The organism is Cupriavidus gilardii (assembly GCF_008801915.1).
GTDB classification, from domain to species: Bacteria; Pseudomonadota; Gammaproteobacteria; order Burkholderiales; family Burkholderiaceae; genus Cupriavidus; species Cupriavidus gilardii.
Map to the genome: position 1 here is coordinate 44,657 of NZ_VZOV01000024.1, position 21,050 is coordinate 65,706.

General features: G+C 69.2%; 16 protein-coding genes and 1 pseudogene. 1 reads left to right on the forward strand and 16 read right to left on the reverse strand.

The genetic code is table 11. The features are described 5' to 3' along the window. Positions 1-179: 179 nt before the first annotated feature. From F7Q96_RS21915 to F7Q96_RS21945, 7 genes are all read right to left on the reverse strand, one after another. Positions 180-1,136, reverse strand: coding sequence for a CysB family HTH-type transcriptional regulator (locus F7Q96_RS21915; protein ID WP_053821628.1), 957 nt, complete (start codon positions 1,134-1,136; stop codon positions 180-182). Then, the gene (locus tag F7Q96_RS21920) at positions 1,133-2,284 is read right to left on the reverse strand and encodes a sulfate/molybdate ABC transporter ATP-binding protein (RefSeq protein WP_053823060.1); all 1,152 of its coding nucleotides are present in this window, start codon (positions 2,282-2,284) and stop codon (positions 1,133-1,135) included. Before F7Q96_RS21920 ends, F7Q96_RS21915 begins: the two co-directional genes overlap by 4 nt. Further along, positions 2,281-3,333: a sulfate ABC transporter permease subunit CysW gene (gene cysW, locus F7Q96_RS21925; protein WP_082371440.1), complete on the reverse strand. Its 1,053-nt coding sequence runs from the start codon at positions 3,331-3,333 to the stop codon at positions 2,281-2,283. Before cysW ends, F7Q96_RS21920 begins: the two co-directional genes overlap by 4 nt. Position 3,334: 1 nt before the next feature. After that, the gene (cysT, locus tag F7Q96_RS21930; protein ID WP_053821627.1) at positions 3,335-4,309 is read right to left on the reverse strand and encodes a sulfate ABC transporter permease subunit CysT; all 975 of its coding nucleotides are present in this window, start codon (positions 4,307-4,309) and stop codon (positions 3,335-3,337) included. A 183-nt stretch (positions 4,310-4,492) separates the two neighbouring features. Then, positions 4,493-5,161, reverse strand: coding sequence for an RBBP9/YdeN family alpha/beta hydrolase (locus F7Q96_RS21935; protein ID WP_151023280.1), 669 nt, complete (start codon positions 5,159-5,161; stop codon positions 4,493-4,495). Beyond that, positions 5,158-6,249 carry an EAL domain-containing protein gene (locus F7Q96_RS21940; protein ID WP_170265986.1) on the reverse strand — a complete coding sequence of 364 codons (1,092 nt, stop codon included), beginning with the start codon at positions 6,247-6,249 and terminating at the stop codon, positions 5,158-5,160. Before F7Q96_RS21940 ends, F7Q96_RS21935 begins: the two co-directional genes overlap by 4 nt. Before the next feature lie 23 nt (positions 6,250-6,272). Continuing rightward, positions 6,273-7,280 carry a sulfate ABC transporter substrate-binding protein gene (locus F7Q96_RS21945; RefSeq protein ID WP_151023282.1) on the reverse strand — a complete coding sequence of 336 codons (1,008 nt, stop codon included), beginning with the start codon at positions 7,278-7,280 and terminating at the stop codon, positions 6,273-6,275. 481 nt (positions 7,281-7,761) lie between these two features. Between F7Q96_RS21945 and F7Q96_RS21950 the strand changes: the two genes are divergently transcribed. Further along, positions 7,762-8,951 (forward strand): IS3 family transposase gene (locus F7Q96_RS21950; RefSeq protein ID WP_390885778.1). Its coding sequence is split into 2 segments (ribosomal slippage): positions 7,762-8,050 and positions 8,050-8,951, totalling 1,191 coding nucleotides; the frame shifts between segments, so codons are not numbered across the junction. A gap of 114 nt (positions 8,952-9,065) precedes the next feature. On the opposite strand, the gene F7Q96_RS21955 is transcribed toward F7Q96_RS21950, so the two are convergent. The 9 genes and pseudogenes from F7Q96_RS21955 to F7Q96_RS21995 form a co-directional block, all read right to left on the reverse strand. Next, complete coding sequence (locus tag F7Q96_RS21955) at positions 9,066-9,422, reverse strand: addiction module antidote protein (protein WP_151023284.1); 357 nt, start codon at positions 9,420-9,422, stop codon at positions 9,066-9,068. Between the two features lie 223 nt (positions 9,423-9,645). Beyond that, complete coding sequence (clpB, locus tag F7Q96_RS21960; protein WP_053821626.1) at positions 9,646-12,234, reverse strand: ATP-dependent chaperone ClpB; 2,589 nt, start codon at positions 12,232-12,234, stop codon at positions 9,646-9,648. Between the two features lie 178 nt (positions 12,235-12,412). Further along, positions 12,413-13,390 carry a MaoC/PaaZ C-terminal domain-containing protein gene (locus tag F7Q96_RS21965; protein ID WP_053821625.1) on the reverse strand — a complete coding sequence of 326 codons (978 nt, stop codon included), beginning with the start codon at positions 13,388-13,390 and terminating at the stop codon, positions 12,413-12,415. A 2-nt stretch (positions 13,391-13,392) separates the two neighbouring features. After that, a pseudogene (locus F7Q96_RS21970) lies at positions 13,393-15,572 on the reverse strand (D-(-)-3-hydroxybutyrate oligomer hydrolase). A gap of 41 nt (positions 15,573-15,613) precedes the next feature. Then, positions 15,614-17,161, reverse strand: a complete 1,548-nt coding sequence (locus F7Q96_RS21975; RefSeq protein ID WP_151023286.1) for an acyl-CoA synthetase — start codon at positions 17,159-17,161, stop codon at positions 15,614-15,616. 49 nt (positions 17,162-17,210) lie between these two features. Continuing rightward, a complete protein-coding gene (locus F7Q96_RS21980) occupies positions 17,211-18,281 on the reverse strand; it encodes a branched-chain amino acid ABC transporter permease (protein WP_082371438.1) in 1,071 nt (356 codons plus the stop codon). A 61-nt stretch (positions 18,282-18,342) separates the two neighbouring features. Then, positions 18,343-19,413 carry a branched-chain amino acid ABC transporter permease gene (locus tag F7Q96_RS21985; protein ID WP_390885770.1) on the reverse strand — a complete coding sequence of 357 codons (1,071 nt, stop codon included), beginning with the start codon at positions 19,411-19,413 and terminating at the stop codon, positions 18,343-18,345. 29 nt (positions 19,414-19,442) lie between these two features. After that, entirely contained in the window at positions 19,443-20,207 is a 765-nt protein-coding gene (locus tag F7Q96_RS21990) for an ABC transporter ATP-binding protein (RefSeq protein ID WP_053821623.1), read from the reverse strand. Further along, entirely contained in the window at positions 20,200-21,021 is an 822-nt protein-coding gene (locus F7Q96_RS21995; RefSeq protein ID WP_082371437.1) for an ABC transporter ATP-binding protein, read from the reverse strand. The genes F7Q96_RS21990 and F7Q96_RS21995 overlap by 8 nt, the downstream gene beginning before the upstream one ends. Positions 21,022-21,050 lie beyond the last annotated feature (29 nt).

Consider the following 21,050-nt stretch of genomic DNA (forward strand, 5'->3'; position numbering starts at 1 on the left):
GTATGACGAGACGCAGCAGAGTGCAAGCGCGGCGAGCGCCCGGCGCAGAACCATGCCGGCATGCGGCAGCGCCGCGATGCTTGCGGCATGGCAGTCCCTGTGGGTCTTCTGCCCTCTCCCGCTTGCGGGAAAGGGGCCGGGGCAGAAGGCAGCCGCGTTGGCAACCGCGCCGCGAACGCCTACGCGGCCTCGGCCGTCAGCGCGCCCAGGCTGCCGCCTTCGGACAGCGCGCTGCTGACCGCCTGCTCGGACAGCTGCGGCGCGAACAGCTGGATGAAGGCATGCGCGTAGCCGCGCAGATAGGCCCCGCGGCGCACCGCCACGCTGGTGGTGTTCGGCGCGAACAGATGATCGGCCGAAATCCGCACCAGGCCGCTGTCCTTGCGCGCGTCGTAGGCCATCGACGCAATGATGCCGACGCCCAGATCGAGCTCGGCATAGGTCTTGATCACGTCGGCGTCCAGTGCGGTCAGCACGATCTCGGGCTGCAGGCCGGCCTGTGCGAACGCGCTGTCGATCTTGCGCCGGCCGGTAAAGCCAGCGTCGTAGGTGATGATCGGAAAGCCTGCCAGGTCCTCCAGCGTCGGCTCGGGCAGCCGCGTCAGCGGATGGTCCGGCGCCACCACCAGCACATGGCGCCAGGTATAGGCGTCGAACGCCGTCAGCGACGGTTCGCTGGCCAAGGCCTCGGTGGCGATGCCGATATCGGCCTGTCCCGACAGCAGCAGCTCGACGATATGGTTGGGCGAGGCCTCCTGCAGCGCCAGCGTGACGTGCGGGTAGGCACGCCGGAATTCGGTGACGACCTTGGGCAGCGCATAGCGCGCCTGCGTATGCGTGGTGGCGACCGTCAGCCGGCCGGTATGGCGGCCGGCGAATTCGTCGCCGGCCTGGCGCAGGTTCTCCGCCTCGAGCAGCAGGCGCTCGACGATGCGGACGATCTCGCGGCCCGGCGCGGTCAGCCCGGTCAGCCGCTTGCCGTAGCGCTCGAAGATCTCGACACCCAGTTCCTCCTCGAGCTCGCGGATCTGGCGCGACACGCCGGGCTGCGAGGTGTACAGCGCGTTGGCGACCTCGGTCAGGTTGAACTGGCGGCGCACCGCCTCGCGGATCGATCGCAGTTGCTGGAAGTTCATCGCGACGCTCCTGCCGATGCCGGCGTGCGTGCCGCCTGCCGCGCGCCCTGCTCTCCGGCGAACACCCGCATGCGGCGCGGCCGCGCCGCCAGCAGCTCGCCCTCGCGATAACCGTCGCGCTGGAAGCGTTCGAGCGGCAGCACCACCTCGATCAGCTCGCGGTTGTCCTCGCGCTCGAGTTCCAGCTGCGCGACGGGCCCGAGCGCGAGCGCACGCCGCAGCGTTGCGACGATGCCTTCGGCGCCGGGCGCATAGCGCTCGAGCTCGACGTCGTGCGGACGGACGTAGCCGATGGCCTCGGCGCCATCCACCTCGTCGACCGAGCCCAGGCCCTCGTCATCAGGACCGCTGCACAACGACAGCAGCGCCGCACCGCTACGCAGCGCCCCGCCCCCGGCTCCGCGCTCGAGCCGCCCGTGAATGCGGTTGACATGGCCAAGGAAGCCGAACACGAACGGCGTGGCCGGATGTTCGTAGACCGCCTGCGGCGAGCCCACCTGCTCGACACGGCCGCGCTGCATCAGCACCACGCGGTCGGCCACTTCGAGCGCTTCCTCCTGGTCGTGCGTGACGAACACGCTGGTCACGTGCAGCTCGTCGTGCAGCCGCCGCAGCCAGCGCCGCAGCTCCTTGCGGACCTTGGCATCGAGCGCGCCGAACGGCTCGTCCAGCAGCAGCACGCGCGGCTCGACCGCCAGCGCGCGGGCCAGCGCGATGCGCTGGCGCTGCCCGCCCGACAGCTGCGGCGGATAGCGGTCGGCCAGCCAGTCCAGCTGCACCAGTTCCAGCAGCGCGCGCACGCGCTCGCGGATCTGCGCCTCGCCCGGCCGCTCGCCGCGCGGCTTGACGCGCAGGCCGAAGGCGACGTTCTCGAACACCGTCATATGGCGGAACAGCGCGTAGTGCTGGAACACGAAGCCGACCTGGCGCTGGCGCACCGGCTGCCCGGTCGCATCCTGGCCCTCCAGCAGCACCTGCCCGCGATCGGCGCGCTCCAGTCCCGCGATCACGCGCAGCAGCGTGGTCTTGCCGCAACCGGACGGCCCCAGCAACGCGGTCAGTTCCCCTTCCGCGAAATCGAGCGTGACGTCGTCCAGCGCGACGAAATCGCCGAACTGTTTGTGCAGATGCCTTACCTGAATGCTCATGATGTCCATCCCAAGCTGTCTTGCGGATCGGCCCCGGCGGCCGGACGGCGCACCTTGGCGGGTTGCGCGGCGCACACCGATTCGTTGGCGAACGCCGCGGCCTGCGCCGGCACGGCAAGCGCCGACGCAGCCGGCAGCATGGCCGGCGCGACCGGCATGCCTTCCTCGTTCGCCTCGCCCAGTTCGCGCCGGGTACGGAATTCGACCAGCGTCTTGATCGCCAGCGTCAGCAGGGCCAGCAGCGTCAGCAGCGAGGCCACCGCGAAGGCCGCGACGAAGTTGTATTCGTTGTAGAGAATCTCGACGTGCAGCGGCATCGTGTTGGTCAGCCCGCGGATATGGCCCGACACCACCGACACCGCGCCGAACTCGCCCATCGCCCGGGCATTGCACAGGATCACGCCGTACAGCAGGCCCCAGCGGATATTGGGCAGCGTCACGCGCCAGAAGGTCTGCCAGCCCGATGCGCCGAGCACGATCGCGGCCTCCTCTTCCTCGGTGCCCTGCGCCTGCATCAGCGGAATCAGCTCGCGCGCGACGAAGGGAAAGGTCACGAAGACGGTCGCCAGCACAATGCCCGGCACCGCGAACAGGATGCGGATGTCGTGCTCGGCCAGCCACGGTCCGAACCAGCCCTGCGCGCCGAACAGCAGCACATAGATCAGGCCCGAGATCACCGGCGAGACCGAAAACGGCAGGTCGATCAGCGTGGTCAACAGGCTCTTGCCGGGGAATTCGAACTTGGCGATGGCCCAGGCCGCGGCAACGCCGAACACCAGGTTCAGCGGCACGGCGATCGCCGCGACGGTCAGCGTCAGGCGGATCGCAGCCAGCGCGTCGGGCTCGACCAGCGCGCTCCAGTAGGCGTTCAGCCCCTGGCGCAGCGCCTCGTAGAACACCGCGGCGAGCGGCACGAACAGGAACAGCGTCAGGAACAGCGCGGCGACCGCGATCAGCGTGCGGCGCACCCACGGCGCCTCGGCGGTGGCGTCATGCACCGGCGTCGCCGGCAGCGCGCGTGCCGCGCCCACGGGAAGGGAGCCGGCCATCTCAGAAGTCTCCGGCCGCGGTCAGCGAACGCGATGCCCCCGCCGCGTCGTCGCCGCGCGGCTGCGCGGGCGCCTGGCGGCCGCCGTTCTGGCGGCGCCGCGACCACGCCTGCAGGCCGTTGATCAGCAGCAGCAAGGCGAACGAGATCAGCAGCATCACCACCGCCACCGCGGTCGCGCCGGCATAGTCGTATTGCTCGAGCTTGGCGTAGATCATCAGCGGCGCGATCTCCGACACCATCGGCATGTTGCCGCTGATGAAGACGACCGAGCCGTACTCGCCGGTGGCGCGGGCGAAGGCCAGCGCAAACCCGGTCAGCAGCGCCGGCGCGATCGCCGGCACGATCACGCGGCCGAAGGTCTGCCAGCGCGTCGCGCCCAGGCTCGCCGCGGCCTCTTCGAGCTCGCGCTCCAGTTCTTCCAGCACCGGCTGCACCGTGCGCACGACGAACGGCAGGCCGATGAAGGTCAGCGCGATCACGACGCCCAGCGGGTTGAAGGCGACCTTGATGCCGAGCGGCTCGAGCCAGCGGCCGATCCAGCCGTTGCCGGCGAACAGCGCGGTCAGCGCGATGCCGGCCACCGCGGTCGGCAGCGCGAACGGCAGATCGACCAGCGCATCGACCAGGCGCCGGCCGGGAAAGCGATAGCGCACCAGCACCCAGGCCACCACCAGGCCGAACACCGTATTGACGATCGCCGCGATCAGCGAGGCGCCGAAGCTGAGCTTGTAGGCGGCCAGCACGCGCGGCGCCGTGACGATGGCCCAGAAGCTGTCCCAGCTCAGCGTGAACGCCTTCAGGAAGGCGGCCGCCAGCGGAATCAGCACGATCAGCGTCAGATACAGCAGCGTGAACCCGAGCGACAGGCCGAAGCCCGGCAGCACCGTATGGCGGGCGCGCAGCGGGCCGGGCAGCCGCCGCGGAAAGGTCGGCGCCGCTGGCACGGTATCGGTCAATGGCAAGGTGGCAGGCATGGTGTCGGATGCGAAAACCGGCGAAGGCAACGTGGCGCGCCGCGCTGGGCGCGCGTTCGACGCGCGTTCGACGTGCGATGGGCACCGCCGGCGCGGCTTTATGCGGCGACGGCAGCGGACCAATAGATTGTGCAGAGCAGCGCTTATATTCAGAACGAATATTTACGCATGTCTTTAGTCGATTCAGATATATGGGACGGTGGGGATCACTTCGAGCCCGGCTTCCCATGCGGTGCCGTGCTTGTCATGGGCACGGCCGGCGCCGCGGGCGTCGATCCTTTGCAGCAGCGTGCCGAGCAGGCCGAGCCCCTCCGGCCAGCGGCCCAACCCGGAATCCGCATTGATGTGACCCAGGCTGCCCGCATCGTGCAGCTCGCTGCCCCACAGCGTGCCCCAGGTGAACGCGGTCCGCTGCGCCATCCACGGGTCGTTGCGGCTCGCGGCGAGCAGCGTCGGGAACGGCAGCCGGAAGGTCGGCAGCAGCGGCGCGACGCCGAACTTGTCGGGGTCGGCCGGCGCGACCAGCACGGCGCCGGCGATGCCGTCGGGGTCGTTCGCCGCCTGGCGCAGCGTCGCCAGGCAGCCGAAGCTGTGGGCGACCAGCACCGCGCCGCGCGGTGCGACCCGCCGCACCCGAGCGACCGCGTCGCCGACGCGCTCGGCCCACAGATGCAGGCTCGGGCGCGACCAGTCGCGCTGTTCGACCCGCTGCCAGTCGGGAAAGCGGCGTTCCCAACGGCTCTGCCAGTGCTCGGGTCCGCTGCCGTGCAGGCCAGGCACGGTCAGGATGCCGAGCCCCGGCGGGACCTCGAGCTCGATGTCGGCGGCATGGGACAGCAGACGCGACGTCATCTGGGTTCCTCCTGGTCGTCGTGCTGGGAATCGGGGCGCCGTGAGTCGGGGCGCCGTGAGTCGGGGTGGCGCAAGTCCGGGTGGCGCAAATCTCGGCGGTGCGGGTCGGGACGCTGCGAGTCGGGACGGCACGACAGTGGTCCCGCGCGCCGCAGTTCGCCCGGGCCGAGCGTCGCGCCGGCGTGGGTCCCCTGCCCCAGTTCGATGCCCGCCGCCTGCAGCCGCAGCGCGGTTTCGGCGCTGTCGAGCCGGCGGCCGATCAGCGTCACGCCGGCATCGGCGGCGCTGGCCCGCAGCCCCGCCAGTTGGCGGTCGGTCCACAGCCGGCCCATATCGAGCTTGAGCCAGTCCGGCCGCGCCTGCGCGATCAGCACGCCCGCCTCGGCCGGATCGGACGCCTGCAGGCTGACGGCAAAGCCGTTGCGCCGGTAGTTGCCGACCACTTGCAGCAGCAGCGGCAGATTGTCGTTGGCGCTGGCCGGCACCTGGATCACCAGCTGCGACTGCGGCAGGTCCAGCGCCTGCACCGCGCGCCGGAACGCGGCGCCATGGTCGTCGGCCACCGCCGCCAGCAGCCGGTTGTGCACGTTCAGCACCAGCCGGCCCGTGCCGCCCGCGGCCACGTAGTTGATCGCATGCAGCAGCCGCGACAGCCGGTCGAGCGCGACCAGCGAGGCGTCGTCGGCTGCCAGTGCGAACAGTTTCCACGCGGCCAGGCCGGGCTGCTCGCCTGCGTACGTCCGGATGGTGCCCTCATGGCCGATCACGCGGCGGTCGGCCAGCGCGATCAGCGGTGCGAATGCGCTGGTCAGCGAGCACTGGTGGAAGCGCCCCTGCACCTGGCCGCGGGCGTCGCGCCACAGCGAATAGCCGGGCTCGGGTCGCGCTGGCAGCGCCTCCAGATAGCGGGCCAGCGCGGCCGGAAGCGGCAGCGCGCCGGCCGATTCGAACCGCGCGGCGGCGCACCGGTCGAGATCCTGTTGGTCGCCCTCTTGTGCGAGTGGCCGTCCATCGGCGGGGGCGCGGCGGGCGAGCGTGCCACGTTCGGTGCCACGGTCGGTGCCGCGTTCGGTGCCAGTTTGGGTCATCAACGCTCCCGGTCCCCCGCGGCTCAGCGGCGGCCAGGCTGATAGACCTGGTCGAAGGTGCCGCCGTCGGCGAAGTGGGCCTGCTGCGCCTTCTGCCAGCCGCCGAACACTTCGTCGATGGTGAACAGCTTGACCTTCGGGAAGGCCGACGCGTACTTGGCCGCCACCTTCTCGGAGATCGGCCGGTAGTAATTGCGCGCGGCGATCTCCTGGCCCTCGTCGGTATAGAGGAATTGCAGATAGGCCTCGGCGGCGCGGCGGGTGCCGCGCTTGTCGACCACCTTGTCGACCACCGCGACCGGCGGCTCCGCAAGGATCGACACGGACGGCGCGACGATATCGAACTTGTCCGGACCGAGCTCCTTGATCGCCAGCAGCGCCTCGTTCTCCCAGGCGATCAGCACATCGCCGATGCCGCGCTCGACGAAAGTCGTGGTCGCGCCCCGGGCGCCGGAGTCCAGCACCGGCACGTTCTTCAGCAGCTGCGCGACGAAATCGCGCGCCTTGGCCTCGTTGCCGCCCGGCTGGCGCAGCGCATAGCCCCAGGCCGCCAGATAGTTCCAGCGCGCGCCGCCGGAGGTCTTCGGATTGGGCGTGATCACCTGCACGCCGGGCTTGACCAGGTCGCTCCAGTCGCGGATGGCTTTCGGGTTGCCCTTGCGCACCAGGAACACGATGGTCGAGGTATAGGGCGAGGCATTGTGCGGCAGCCGCTTCTGCCAGTCCGGCTTGATCAGGCCCTTCTGCGCGATCGCATCGACGTCGTAGCCGAGCGCCAGCGTCACTACATCGGCCTCCAGCCCGTCGATGACCGAGCGCGCCTGCTTGCCGGAACCGCCGTGCGACTGGCGGATCGTCACGTTGTCGCCGCCCCTGGCCTTCCAGGCCTTGGCAAAGGCGGCATTGACGTCGACATACAGCTCCCGCGTGGGGTCGTAGGACACGTTGAGCAGGGTCGTTTGGGCATGCGCGAGACCGGCCGCGCCGGCAAGGGACAACACTGCGGCCGCAATGGCCAACTGGCGAATCATCTTCAAGGGCTCCCGTCCGTCGGAAAAAATGAGGCTGGCATGCGCGACGGCATGCATGGGCCATCGCGACAGCATCGAGACTACCGGCGGGCAAGGCGACAAGGAACGAATGGTTTCGCCGATCCAAGCACGTTTTTCGCATAAGGCCGCGGGGCGGCCGTGCCTCGGGCAACGACAAGGGCAATGGCGGCCGTGGCGGCAGTGGCCGCAGTGGCGGCAGTGGCCGCAGTGGCGGCAGTGGCCGCAGTGGCGGCGATGGGGCCGCGGCCGAGCGCCCCAAAAGAAAAAACCCGCGGTACGGGAGCACCGCGGGTCAAGTTTCCAGCAAGGAAACGGGTAGACAGTCATGAAGTGCGCCCCCGCAGCTTCATGACGGAGTCGATGTTAGGGCCGCGGAACGGACAGCGACTTGATGCAGGTCAAGAAACGCGCACTGCGGTGGTTCAATTTCCTCAGACAGGTCGATAAGTGGAAAATCACGATCGACGAGGAAAAAGACCGAACCATGAAGCAACGCCGCAAATTTGACCCTGCCTTCAAGCTGGAGGTGGTCCGGATGATCCGGGATCAAGGCCTGTCGGTGGCCGAGGTGTGCCACTCGATGGCCATTGGCGAGACGGCCGTACGGCGCTGGCTGGCCCAGTACGACGCCGAGCTCAAGGGCGAGAAGGGGATTGGTAGGCCGCTGACGCCGGAGCAGCAACGCATCCGTCAGCTGGAGGAAGAGAACCGGCGCCTGAAGGAGGACAACCTGATCCTAAAAAAGGCATCGGCCTTCTTCGCCCGCGAACTGAAGTGATGTATCACGCAGTCAGTGGTTTGCAGAAGGAGGCCATTCCCCTGAGCCGCGCCTGCCTGGCGCTGGGTGTCAGCCGCGCTGGCTATTATGCGTTCTTGCGCCGCCCCGGTGGCGACGCCAAGCGGACCAGACAGATGGTGTACGTGCGCGCCGCATTCGAGGCCAGCGGGCGCACCTATGGCAGCCGGCGGGTGGCGCGGGATGTGAGCCGGCAAGGGGTCAAGATCGGCCGGTATCGCGCTCGCACGCTGATGCGTCAGGCCCATCTGCGTCCGGTGTGGAAACGCAAATTTGTGGCAACGACCAACAGCCGGCACGACCGGCCGGTCGCGCGCAACGTGCTGGATCGACAGTTCAGACCCGCGGCGCCCAACCAGGCGTGGGTGTCGGATATCACGTATATCCGCACGCTAGAGGGCTGGCTGTACCTGGCGGTGGTGCTGGACCTGTACTCCCGCAAGGTCGTGGGCTGGTCCATGGCCGCGGCCATGCCGTCCACCCTGGTGGTAAGCGCGTTGCAGATGGCCATTGCGCACCGCAAGCCGGGGCCGGGTCTGATCGTGCATTCGGATCGTGGCAGCCAGTACGCCAGCGACGAGTACCAGAGCTTGCTGGCGCGTCACGGGATGGTCTGCAGCATGAGCCGCCTGGGCGACTGCTGGGACAACGCGGTGGCCGAACGCTTCTTCCTGAACTTGAAAATGGAGCGCGTGTGGCAGCGCCGCTACGCCGACCGGGCCGAAGCCCGGCGCGACATCATGCAGTACATCGTTGGCTTCTATAACCCCATGCGTCTGCATTCGACACTGGGGTATGAGTCGCCGCAGGATTACGAGGACAAGTTCAACCAGACCACCTTAACGACTGTCTGATAAAACTTGACCACCGCAGTTTCAATCCACAGTGGCATAACAAGAGCCGCTTGCCCTCTCCCCCGCCCCTCTCCCGCAAGCGGGAGAGGGGAACCCGAACCGGACAGTCAGGCTTCAGGAATGCAGGCGCTTGCCGACTTCAAGGGACCATTGCGCGAGGGCGGCGGCCCCCGTCTTGCCATGAACAGTGGCCGGAATGGCATGCAGGCGCAAGCCAAGCGCCGCGACAATCCTCAAGACAGTCGCAAAGTCAGCGGCCGACTTCGTATTCAGAACCTTGCCGAGCGCGTCGACGGACAGACCGGCGCGTACTGCCACATCGCGAAGGCCCTTCGCACGAACGATGTCACCCAGCGCCGCGATCACCAGTTCGGGATCCTGCTCCTCGAGACAGGCCTCCAGATACAGCGCCATCTGGCGATCCGTCTTGAGGTGATCGGCAACGTCAAAGATTCGGGGTTTTGCGGTCATTTCCTACTCCAGATGCAGGCGAGCAAGGCGCAACGCGCTTCAAATTCGGTGGTGGCGCGGATCGTCGGCATGACCCGACGCTACCGAGGCCCTTATCGGAGGACCATGAGACCCACGGTCCGTCAGACCAAATCCGAACATACGCGGCAAAATAAAAAACGCCGGGCCAAGGCCCGGCGTCTTCATGTGGCGGAATTCGCCGAAACGACTGTCGCCCCGCGGGTCAATGCACCACCCGCCCAAACGTGAACTCGCCGTTCTGGTAGTCCACCGGCACGACGTCCTTGGCGGCGAACTTGCCCTCGAGGATCAGCCGCGCGACCGGGTTTTCGATCTGCTGCTGGATCGCGCGCTTCAGCGGGCGGGCGCCGAACACCGGATCGTAGCCCGCGCTGGCGATGCGCTCGAGCGCCGCGTCGCTGACCTCCAGCGCCATGTCCATGCGCGCAAGACGAGACTGCAGCCGCTGCAGCTGGATCTTCGCGATCGACTCGATGTGCTTCTGGTCGAGCGCGTGGAACACCACCACTTCGTCGATGCGGTTCAGGAACTCCGGCCGGAACTGCGTCTTGACCTCCTGCCACACGGCGCCCTTGACGGCCTCGTGCGGTTCGCCGCTCATCTGCTGAATGATCTGCGAGCCCAGGTTCGAGGTCATCACGATCACCGTGTTCTTGAAGTCCACGGTGCGGCCCTGGCCGTCGGTCAGCCGGCCATCGTCGAGCACCTGCAGCAGCACGTTGAACACGTCCGGGTGGGCCTTCTCGACTTCGTCGAGCAGCACCACGCTATACGGCTTGCGCCGTACCGCCTCGGTCAGGTAACCACCTTCCTCGTAGCCGACATAGCCCGGCGGCGCGCCGATCAGCCGCGACACGCTGTGCTTCTCCATGAATTCGCTCATGTCGATGCGGATCAGGTGCTCCTCGGAGTCGAACAGGAACTCGGCCAGCGCCTTGCACAGCTCGGTCTTGCCGACGCCGGTCGGGCCGAGGAACAGGAACGAGCCATACGGCTTGTTCTCGTCGGCCAGCCCCGCGCGCGAACGGCGGATCGCGTCGGACACCAGCCGCACGGCCTCGTCCTGGCCGACCACCCGCTTGTGCAGATAGTCCTCCATCGCAATCAGTTTCTCGCGCTCGCCCTGCATCATCTTCGCCACCGGAATGCCGGTCGCGCGGCTGACCACCTCGGCGATCTCCTCGGCGCCGACCTGCGTGCGCAGCAGCCGGTTCGGCTGCTTCTGCTCGCTGGCCTCCGCCGCGGTGGCGGCCTTGAGCTTGCCTTCGAGTTCCGGCAGCTTGCCGTACTGCAGCTCGGCGACCTTGTCGAGCTTGCCCTCGCGCTGCAGCCGCGCGATCTCCAGGCGGATCTTGTCGATCTCCTCCTTCAGCGCGGCGGCGCCCTGGGCAGCCCCCTTCTCGGCCTTCCAGATCTCGTCGAGATCGGCGTACTCCTTCTCGAGCCGTTCGATCTCCTGCTCGATCAGTTCGAGCCGCTTGCGCGAGGCCTCGTCGGTCTCCTTCTTGACCGCCTCGCGTTCGATCTTCAGCTGGATCGTGCGGCGCTCGAGCTTGTCCATCTCCTCCGGCTTGGAGTCGATTTCCATCTTGATGCGCGCGGCCGCCTCGTCGATCAGGTCGATCGCCTTGTCCGGCAGGAATCGGTCGGTGATATAGCGGTGCGACAGCTCGGCCGCGGCGACGATGGCCGGGTCGGTGATCTCGACACCGTGGTGCAGCTCGTACTTTTCCTGCAGACCGCGCAGGATCGCGATGGTCGCCTCGACCGTGGGCTCGTCGACCAGCACCTTCTGGAAGCGGCGCTCCAGCGCGGCATCCTTCTCGATGTACTTGCGGTATTCGTCCAGCGTGGTGGCGCCGATGCAGTGCAGCTCGCCGCGCGCCAGCGCCGGCTTGAGCATGTTGCCGGCGTCGATCGCGCCCTCGGCCTTGCCGGCGCCGACCATCGTGTGGATCTCGTCGATGAAGACGATGGTCTGGCCCTCGTCCTTGGCGATATCGGACAGCACCGCCTTGAGCCGCTCCTCGAACTCGCCGCGATACTTGGCGCCGGCCAGCAGGCCCGCCATGTCGAGCACCAGCACACGCTTGTTCTTCAGGGTCTCGGGGACTTCGCCGTTGACGATGCGCTGCGCCAGGCCCTCGACGATCGCGGTCTTGCCGACGCCGGGCTCGCCGATCAGCACCGGGTTGTTCTTGGTGCGGCGCTGCAGGATCTGGATCGCGCGGCGGATCTCGTCGTCGCGGCCGATCACCGGATCGAGCTTGCCCATGCGGGCGCGCTCGGTCAGGTCGATCGTGTACTTCTTCAGCGCCTCGCGCTGGGCCTCGGCATCGGCGCTGTTGACCGACTCGCCGCCGCGCACCGCGTCGATCGCCGCCTCCAGCGACTTGCGGCTCATGCCGTGCTCGCGCGCGATGCGGCCGGTCTCGCCCTTGTCGTCGGCGACCGCGAGCAGGAACAGCTCGCTGGCGACGAACTGGTCGCCGCGCTTGATCGCCTCCTTCTCGGTGGCGTTGAACAGCGCCGCCAGCTCGCGGCCGAGCTGGACCTCGCTGGTGCCCTGCACCTGCGGCAGCCGCTTGATCGCGGCGTCCAGCGCGCTGGCCAGGCCGTTGATGTTGACGCCGGCGCGCGAGAGCAGCGCGCGCGCCGAGCCGTCGTTCTGCGCCAGCAGCGCGCGCAGCAGGTGCTGCGGTTCGATGTATTGGTTGTCGTTGCCGATCGCCAGCGTCTGGGCATCGGCCAGCGCTTCCTGGAATCGGGTAGTCAGTTTGTCAAGACGCATAGGGAAACCCTCTCTGGGATACGTGTCCCGAGGCGGCCCCAGCGGCGCAGTCGCAGAGCACCGCGTCGTCGGCCGGCAGGACACCGGATGTCACTGCCGAAGATAGGGCTTTGCCGTGACATTTCAAGACGAAGCGATGCGGATTTGATGTGGCGCAAGGATCGCGCCAGCGGACGGATCAGGAAGATACCGCGGTCTGGCGGTCCTGCGCGCAGCCGCCGGCATCGCCGGCAAGCTTGCGCTCCAGGTTGCGCACCAGCACCAGCGCCTCGCCCTGCAGCACCGGCCGGCCGTCCTCGCCGGTAATGTCGGTGGCCAGGTTGACCAGCTCCTTGTCGGCGCGCAGCCGCACGATCCGTACCGAGGCCCGCAGCGGCTCGCCCGGCCGGGCGGCCGCGCGCAGCCGCAGCGACTGCTTCATCCAGCCGGTGCCGCGCCCCGGCAGGCGGGTGCCGAGCAGGTCGGAGAACATGCCGGCCAGCAGCGGCAGCGGCACCAGCGGGCCGTCGAAGCCGCGGCGCCTGGCCAGCGCCGCGTCGGCATACAGCGGATTGGCGTCCCCGCTCAGCGCCACGTACTCGTCGAGATCGGCCCGCTCGAAGGCGCGCACCGCGTCGGCCTGCTGCCCCGGCCTCAGGTGGTACAGCGCCGCGTCGCCTGCCGCCGCGGCGCCCGCGCCGCCTGCACCGGACACGAGCGGCCCGGCCAGCGCGGCCGCGTCGGGATCGAGCAGCAGCTCGGCGTCGCCGCTGGCGGTGACCGGCGCGTCCCCCGCCGGCAACGCGCGGCCGCCGCGCTGCACGCAACGGATCGCGGTGCGCAGCCCGATCCGTCCGGCCGCGCCCTCCCCCGGCACCAGCTCCGCCACCACGCCGTCGCCGACGTAGGTCGGCTGCGGGAACATCAGCGTCTGCGCCAGCGGCAGCACCGGCCCGGCGCGGCCGCGCTGCATCTGCGCGCACAGCAACGAGAACAGCAGCATGCCGTGCGCGACGGTGGCGCCGAAATGCGTGCCGCGCGCAAACGCCGGCTCGCAGTGGATCGGATTGTCGTCGCGCGACAGCCGCGCGAAGCGATCGAAGTCCTGCTGCGTCAGCACGCGCGGCGCGGACGGTACGGAAGACCCGGAAGGCTGGGAAGGCTGCGGGATGGCCATCGTCACTGCGGCACCTCGACGATGCCCCCGACGACCTCGATGCGGTCGCCGGCGGCAGGGTTGGCGGCAAAGCCGGGAACATTGGACGGCTGGATTGCCGGCGCGGGCGAGTTCGGCGTACCGCCGCGCGGCACCTACGCACCACCTGCGACGGCGGCAGCGGCGTGCCGTTGCGCAGATGGTCGTACATCGCGTCGAGCGCGCGGTTCAGGTACAGATGCAGCGGCACGTAGCGATTGCCATAGCCGGGCACCAGCGCATTGAAGGCGTCGAAGTGCTGGGCGTTGGTCACCTCGACATACGACAGCCGGCTCGCCGCGCCCTCGCGCTGCCGGTTCAGGCCCAGATACGGGCGCGACGTGTGGTTGACCGGCAGCAGCGCATCGTCGCGGCCATGCACGATCAGCGCCGGCTTGCCGCGCAGATTGCCGTTGCGCAGCGTCAGCCGCTGGCCGACCTGCAGCGCAAGGGCCTGCGGCGAATTGCCGGTCACCAGATCGCGCAGGCAGCGCGCGCCCGCGGTGTTGGCGTCGTCCACCGGCGAGCCCGGCGAGCGCGACAGCAGATCGCGGCGCGGACCGCGCGGGTCCAGGTCGTTGATCAGCTGCACGCCGGACGACGGCGGCACGCCGTTGCCGGTCGCGAACATGTTGGCCATCTGCGCCTGCGTCACCGGCGCGGGCTCGAACGCCGCGTTGATGCCGCTGAAGCTGTAGCCGCACAGCCGGTCCGTCACGCTGGCGCGCGACAGCGCATTGGCATAGGTCACCGACACCGCGCTGGCGACTTCAAAGAAGCCTAGCGAGGCGTGCAGCACCGCGGACTCCGGCTCCCAGCCATAGTCGCGCAGCGCCTGCTGCGCGCTGGCGGCCTGCTCGGCCAGCGTCGCGCCCTTGACGATGCCGGCGCTGGCCAGCGCGGCGCAGCGGTTGGCCGGGACGGCGCCCAGCGTCGCGTAGAAGCCGACCGCCGGCGCCTGCGCGTTGGCCGGGTCCTGCGCCGCGCACAGCTGCAGCAGGTTGGCCATCGTCGTGTAGTCGTACAGCGTGCGGCCGTTGACGGCCACCGGCGTGCCGCCGCGCCGCACGGTGATGCCGGCATCCTGCGGCATGTTCAGGTTCGGCTCGCTGACCGCGACGCCGTCGATCAGGCCCTGCACGTCGGCCTCGGCCGCAGCGACCGCCGCGCCGCCGCCATTGGACAGGCTCGAGGCGATCACCAGCAGCTTGTCCTTGCCGATGGTGCGGCGGCGCTGGCCGTCGCGCATCTCGCCATGGCGGTCGTTGATCGCCCAGATGCCGAATTCGATCGCCTGCAGCGTGAACAGGCCCCAGTCCTTCTCGGGATTGCGCTGCGAATGCGCGTGCTTGAAGGCGAGCCGATGCGGCGCCGCGGCGATGAAGGCGGCGCGCGCGTTGTCGTCGATCGGCGCGGCGAAATGCGCCTCGCGGCCGGCGGCGGCGCGGCTGGTGCGGGTGCCGTCGATCAGCGCGACGGTGTCGTTGGCGAGATCCTGCGGCGCGGCGCCGGTGCCCTTGTCGGTATAGGCCACCGCGCAGCCGCGCTTCAGCCCCCATTCGCCGGTCGAGATGCCGCCGTAGACGCCGCGCGAGCCGGACGACGTGGCGGTGATCAGGCACGGCCGCGCGGGATCGAAGCTGGCCGGGATCTGCACCATCATCGTGACGTTCTGCCGGCCGCTGCCGTCGTCGGCGTAGGCCAGATACTCGACGCCGGCGATCTTGCCCTGGCCGCCGGTGACATTGCCCTGCGCATCGACATTGGGTCCGTACAGCGTGCCGTAGCCGCCCGCCGCGCTGACATCGACCAGCGCCTGGTAGTTGCTCCAGATCGCATAGCGGCGCAGCTCGGTGCGGGTCGGCGCGTTGGGATCGGCCGGCAGCGGCGCGGTGCCGGCCAGTCCGTCCTTGCCGAGCCCGGCGGTCAGCAGATCGTCGGCGTTGCCGTCGTAGTCGTGCACCGTCAGCGAGCCGATATAGGCGGGGCGCTGGTTGACCGGAGCGCCATGGTCGTCGTCATCGTCGGAGCCGCAGCCAGACAGCGCCATGCAGGCCAGCGCAATCAGCAACGGGACCAGCGGCGTCCGCCCTCCCGATCCCGCCCTTGCCCTGGGCCGGCCGCGCCGTTGCCCTGCCGCTTCGCGTCGGTGTGTCTGCTGCATCGTGGTCTCCTTGCATGGCAACGCCGCATGCGAGCGCCGCATCAATGCTGCCGGTATTGCATGCGCAGCTTGTGTTTCTCGATCTTTCCCGAGGGCGTGCGCGGCAAGGCGTCGACCACGCGCACGTGGCGCGGCACCTTGTAGCCGGCCAGAAGCTGCCGGCAATGCGCGATCGCGTCCCGCGGCTCCAGCTGCGCACTGGGCCTGAGCACCAGCAGCGCCATGCCGACCTCGCCCCAGCGCTCGTCGGGCACGCCGATCACCGCCGCCTCGGCAACCTGCGGCAACGCGAACAGCGCCTGTTCGACCTCGGCCGGATAGACGTTCTCGCCGCCGGAAATGAACATGTCCTTGGCGCGATCGACGATGTAGTAGTCGCCGTCGTCATCGACATAGGCGATATCGCCCGAATGCAGCCAGCCGTCGCGCAGCGCGGCCGCGGTGGCTTCGGGCAGATTCCAGTAGCCCGGCGTCACGCCCGGCCCCTTGATCAGCAGCTCGCCGCGCTCGCCGGGCGCGACATCGTTGCCCAGCGGATCGACCACGCGCGTCAGCATCGAGCCGACCGGCTTGCCGATGGTGCCCGGCTTGCGGCGCGCGGTGTCCTCGTCGGCGACGAACACCGTCGGGCCGGTCTCGGTCATGCCGAAGCCGAAGCAGATCGTCACGCCCTTGGCCTGGTATGCGTGCAGCAGCGGCAGCGGCACCGGCGAGCCCCCGGCCGCGCAGCTGCGCAGCCGCGACAGGTCGGCCCGCTCGAAGTCCGGATGCTGGGCGAGAAACTGGTAGATCGACGGCACCGCGAAGAACATCGTGATGCCCGCGCCCGAGCGCGCATCGAGCCGCGCCAGCGTCGCGCCCGCATCGAACTGGCGCGCGACGTGCACGGTGCCGCCGGCATGCAGCACCGGATTCGCGTACAGATTCAGGCCGCCGGTATGGAAGAACGGCAGCACCGCCAGCATCACGTCGTCGCGCGTGATGCGGTTGGCGATCGTCGCGTTGACGGCGTTGAAGAACACCATGCCGTAGGTCTGGATCACGCCCTTGGGCCGGCCGGTGGTGCCCGAGGTGTACAGCAGATGCCAGACCTCGTGTTCGTCGCGGCAAGGCATCTCGACGATGCGCCCCGACGCGGCGGCCAGCACCGCCTCGTATTCGGTCCAGCCCGCCGGCACGTCGGCCGCCTCGTCGTCGGCCAGATGCAGCACCGCGCGCAGCGCGCGCCCGCGTGCCAGTTCGGCGGCGACATCGAGAAAGCCGTCGCCCGCCACCAGCACCTCGGGCGTGCAGTCGTCGAGGATCGGCGCGAGTTCGGCCGGCGCCAGCCGCCAGTTCAGGCAGACCATCACCATGCCGGCCTTGGCGCAGCCGTACAGCATCTCGAGATAGTCGGAACTGTTGTGCGCCAGCACGGCGATGCGGCTGCCCGGGGCCAGCGCCAGCGTGTCGGTCAGGTATTCGGCGAAGCGGCTGGCGCGTTCGTCGAACTGGCGGTAGCTGACCTGCCGGCCGCTGTCGACATCGACCAATGCGATCTTGTCGGGGCGGTGCCGTGCGTGCTTGTGCAGCCAGTCGACTACGTACATGGGCGCCCCGCCTCGCGTTGAACTTCGATGGTGAGCTCGGTCATGGTCGTCACCGCGCGGCGCGCAGGCGTCCGACGATGCCCTGCGGGAAATAATAGACGCTGAGCACGAACAGCAAACCCAGCCACAGCAGCCAGCGATCCGGATGCAGCAGCGACGACAGCAGCGGCAGCGCCGCGGTGGCCTCGCTGGCGAGCGCCATCACGTCCTGCAGATAGGTCTGCGCCAGCAGGAACAGCACGGTGCCGATCACCGCGCCATACATCGTGCCCATGCCGCCGATCACGACGATCAGCAGGATGTCGACCATGATCTCGAACGACAGCGAGGTATCCGGGCCGTTGTAGCGCAGCCAGATCGCCATCAGCACGCCGGCCAGCGTCGCGAAGGCCGCCGACAGCACCGTCGACACCGTGCGGTAGACCACGGTGCGGTAGCCGATCGCCTCGGCGCGGAAGTCGTTCTCGCGGATGGCCTGCAGTACGCGCCCGAACGGCGAATTGACCACGCGCAGCAGCATCAGGAACAGCACGGCGGCGCCGGCCAGCACCAGGTAATACGAAAACAGCTTGCCATTGAGCGGCACGCCCAGCCATTCGATCGCCTCGCCGTCGGCATCCTCCAGCGCGAAGCCCGGCGTCAGCAGCGCCGGCACCTTGAACGACAGCCCGTCCTCGCCGCCGGTCCAGTCGGACAGCTGCGACACCAGCGTGGCGAAGGCGGTCGCCACCGCCAGCGTGATCATCGCGAAGAAGATCGCGCGCACGCGCAGCGAGAACAGCCCGATCAGCAGCGCCAGCAGCATCGACACCGCCAGCGCGCCGGCGACGCCTGCCAGCAGCGCGCCCCAGCCAGGCTCGAAGCGCGTCATCGCGATCGCGACGCCATAGCCGCCGATGCCGAAGAACATCGTGTGCGCGAACGAGACGATGCCGGTGTAGCCGAGCAGCAGGTCGTAGCTCGCCACCAGCACCACGAAGATGCAGATCTTGGCGGCCATGTTCAACGCGCGCGCCCCGGGGATCAGGAACGGCGTGCAGAGCAGCGCCAGCAGCAGCAAGAGCAGCAGCACCGTCAGCACGCGGCTGCGCGGGGTATCGCCGGAGAGCAATCGGATCATGATGCGGTCGGTGTCTCGATAGCGGGCAACGATGGCGATGCAAGGATGCGGCGGCGCGGCTTCAGCGGCGGGCCACCGGATACAGGCCCTGCGGCCGCCACAGCAGGATCAGCACCATCAGCAGGATGTTGGAGAACAGCGCCACCTTGGGAAACAGGAAGCCGGTGTAGTTGGCCATCAGCCCGACCAGCAGCGCGCCGACGAAGCAGCCCGCGGTGGAACCCAGCCCGCCGATGATGATCACGATGAAGATCAGCACATTGACCTGCGCGCCGATCGCCGCGGTGATGTTCTGCTGATAGAGGCCCCACAGCACGCCGCCCATGCCGGCCAGCCCCGCGCCGACGGCGAAGACCCCGACGAACAGCCGGCGCACGCGGTAGCCGAGCGCCTCGACCATCTCGCGGTTCTCGACGCCTGCGCGGATCAGCAGGCCGATACGGGTGCGGTTCAGCACCAGCAGCATCGCGATGAAGACGACCAGCCCCAGCACCACCGCGATCAGCCGGTACTTCTCGATCGCGGCATCGCCCAGCAGCACGGCGCCGCGAAAGCTCGCCGGCAGCGTCAGCGCGATGGTCTCCGGTCCCCAGATCGCCTTGATCAGCTGTTCGGCGACGATCATGCCGCCCATCGTGATCAGGATCTGCTTCAGATGCTGGCCATAGACCGGACGCACCACCACGCGCTCGAAGGCCAGGCCCAGCGCGCCGGCCACCGCCATCGCGGCGAAGATCGCCAGCGCGAATACCGCCAGGTTCAGCGCCAGGCTGTCGGCCTCGACCCACGGCGCCAGCGGCAGCAGCACCGAGGCCGCGATATAGGCGCCCAGCGCGATGAAGGCGCCGTGGCCGAAGTTCAGCACGTCCATCAGGCCGAACACCAGCGTCAGCCCCGACGACACCACGAAGATGATCATGCCCATCGCCAGGCCGGCGATCGTCAGCGTCAGCCAGGTCGAGCCGCTGCCGATCAGCGGGTACGCCAGCAGCATCAGCAGCGGCGCCAGCGCCAGCGGCAGCCAGTCGAGCCGGGCCGCCGGCAGATGGGTGGCATTGGCCGCCGGCGTGGCGTCGGCACTGACCGAGGTCACGGGGGCGGCGGGTTTGGATGCGGTGCTGCCAGCGGTCATGGTCGGGTTTCCTCGCACAGGGGCCGGCATCATTGATGCGCAGCCAGCGACAGCCCCAGCAGGCGCTGCTGCAGGCCCTCGTCGGCCGCCAGTTCGGCCATGGTGCCGGCGTGCACGACGCGGCCGTCGTCCATCACCGCCACCGTGTCGCCGACCGCGCGCGCCAGCTGGAAGTTCTGCTCGACCAGCAGCATCGACACCTCGGTCTGCTTCAGTTCGCGAAACACCGCGATCATGTTCTGGATGATGGCCGGGGCCAGCCCCTTGGTCGGTTCGTCGACGATCAGCAGCCGGCGCGGCTCGACGATGGCGCGCGCGACCGACAGCATCTGCTTCTGGCCGCCGGACAGCACGCCGGCGCGCTGATGCCAGAACACCTTCAGCGCCGGGAACATGCGCAGCACCCAGTCGAGCCGCCGCGGATCGGCCGGGCCCTGGCGCGCGGCCAGCCGCAGGTTCTCGGCCACCGTCAGGTCGGAGAACACCCCCATGTTCTCGGGCACGTAACCGATGCCGGCCTGCGCGATCGCCGGCGTGTCGAGCGCGGTGATGTCGCTGCCGTCGAATTCGATCCGCCCCGCGCTGGCGCGCCACAGGCCCATCACCGTGCGCAGCGTGGTGGTCTTGCCGGCGCCGTTGCGCCCGAGCAGCATCGTCACGCCGCCGCGCGGCACCTCGAGCGTGACGCCGTGCAGGATGTGATATGGACCGATATGCGTGTGCACGTCGCGAAGGCGCAGCAGCGGCCGAGCGGCAGCTTGCGGCGCGGACGGCAAGGTGGTGTGCTCAGGCATCGCCGCCCTCCCCGTCGGCCGGCAGGCCCAGATAGGCCTGTTGCACGATCGGCGAGGCAATGACCTCGGCCGGATCGCCGTCGGCCATCAGGCCGCCGTTGTGCAGCACGACGATGCGGTCGGCCAGCGAGCGCACCACGTCCATCTTGTGTTCGACCAGCAGCACGGTGTGCGCGCGGTCCTGCTTGATCTCGTGGATCAGGTCGAGGATCACCGGCACCTCGTCGACGCTCATGCCGGCGGTCGGCTCGTCGAACATGAAGACGCGCGGGCGCAGCGCCAGCAGGATCGCGACCTCGAGCTTGCGCTGGTCGCCGTGCGGCAGCGCGGCCACGGTCAGGTCGCGCTTGGCCGCCAGCGCGACCCGCTCCAGGCAACGCTCGGCCTCGGCATTGACGCCGCGATGGCTGCTCCAGACGGTCAGCAGATCGAGCCCGATGCGGGCCCGTGCCTGCACCGCCAGCCGCACGTTCTCCAGCACCGACAGGTTCGGAAACAGGCTGGTCAGCTGGAAGGCGCGGCCGATGCCGCGGCGCGCCTTGGCCGACGCGCTGAGCCCGGTGATGTCGCGGCCGTACAGCGCGATGCGGCCGCCGGTCGGGGCCAGCTGGCCCGAGATCAGGTTGAAGTAGGTGGTCTTGCCGGCGCCGTTCGGGCCGACGATGCAGGTCAGCTCGCCGGCGCGGAACGCGCACGACACCGCGTTGACGGCCACATGGCCGCCGAAGCGGATGGTCAGGTCGCGGGTTTCCAGCGCCGGCTGTCCGGGCGCCGCCGCGCCGGCGGGTCCGCGCCGCGCATCGCCGCCGGGCAGCGGCGCGGCGCCATCGGCGGCCGCGGTGC

Bases quoted from the DNA above. Each gene is read 5' to 3' on its own strand.
- F7Q96_RS21940 (WP_170265986.1), bottom strand. From the start codon at position 6,249: ATGACCCAAACTGGCACCGAACGCGGCACCGACCGTGGCACCGAACGT.
- F7Q96_RS21990 (WP_053821623.1), bottom strand. From the start codon at position 20,207: ATGCCTGAGCACACCACCTTGCCGTCCGCGCCGCAAGCTGCCGCTCGG.
- F7Q96_RS21975 (WP_151023286.1), bottom strand. From the start codon at position 17,161: ATGTACGTAGTCGACTGGCTGCACAAGCACGCACGGCACCGCCCCGAC.
- F7Q96_RS21945 (WP_151023282.1), bottom strand. From the start codon at position 7,280: ATGATTCGCCAGTTGGCCATTGCGGCCGCAGTGTTGTCCCTTGCCGGC.
- F7Q96_RS21915 (WP_053821628.1), bottom strand. From the start codon at position 1,136: ATGAACTTCCAGCAACTGCGATCGATCCGCGAGGCGGTGCGCCGCCAG.
- F7Q96_RS21920 (WP_053823060.1), bottom strand. From the start codon at position 2,284: ATGAGCATTCAGGTAAGGCATCTGCACAAACAGTTCGGCGATTTCGTC.
- cysT (WP_053821627.1), bottom strand. From the start codon at position 4,309: ATGCCTGCCACCTTGCCATTGACCGATACCGTGCCAGCGGCGCCGACC.
- F7Q96_RS21935 (WP_151023280.1), bottom strand. From the start codon at position 5,161: ATGACGTCGCGTCTGCTGTCCCATGCCGCCGACATCGAGCTCGAGGTC.
- F7Q96_RS21980 (WP_082371438.1), bottom strand. From the start codon at position 18,281: ATGATCCGATTGCTCTCCGGCGATACCCCGCGCAGCCGCGTGCTGACG.
- F7Q96_RS21965 (WP_053821625.1), bottom strand. From the start codon at position 13,390: ATGGCCATCCCGCAGCCTTCCCAGCCTTCCGGGTCTTCCGTACCGTCC.
- cysW (WP_082371440.1), bottom strand. From the start codon at position 3,333: ATGGCCGGCTCCCTTCCCGTGGGCGCGGCACGCGCGCTGCCGGCGACG.
- clpB (WP_053821626.1), bottom strand. From the start codon at position 12,234: ATGCGTCTTGACAAACTGACTACCCGATTCCAGGAAGCGCTGGCCGAT.
- F7Q96_RS21955 (WP_151023284.1), bottom strand. From the start codon at position 9,422: ATGACCGCAAAACCCCGAATCTTTGACGTTGCCGATCACCTCAAGACG.
- F7Q96_RS21985 (WP_390885770.1), bottom strand. From the start codon at position 19,413: ATGACCGCTGGCAGCACCGCATCCAAACCCGCCGCCCCCGTGACCTCG.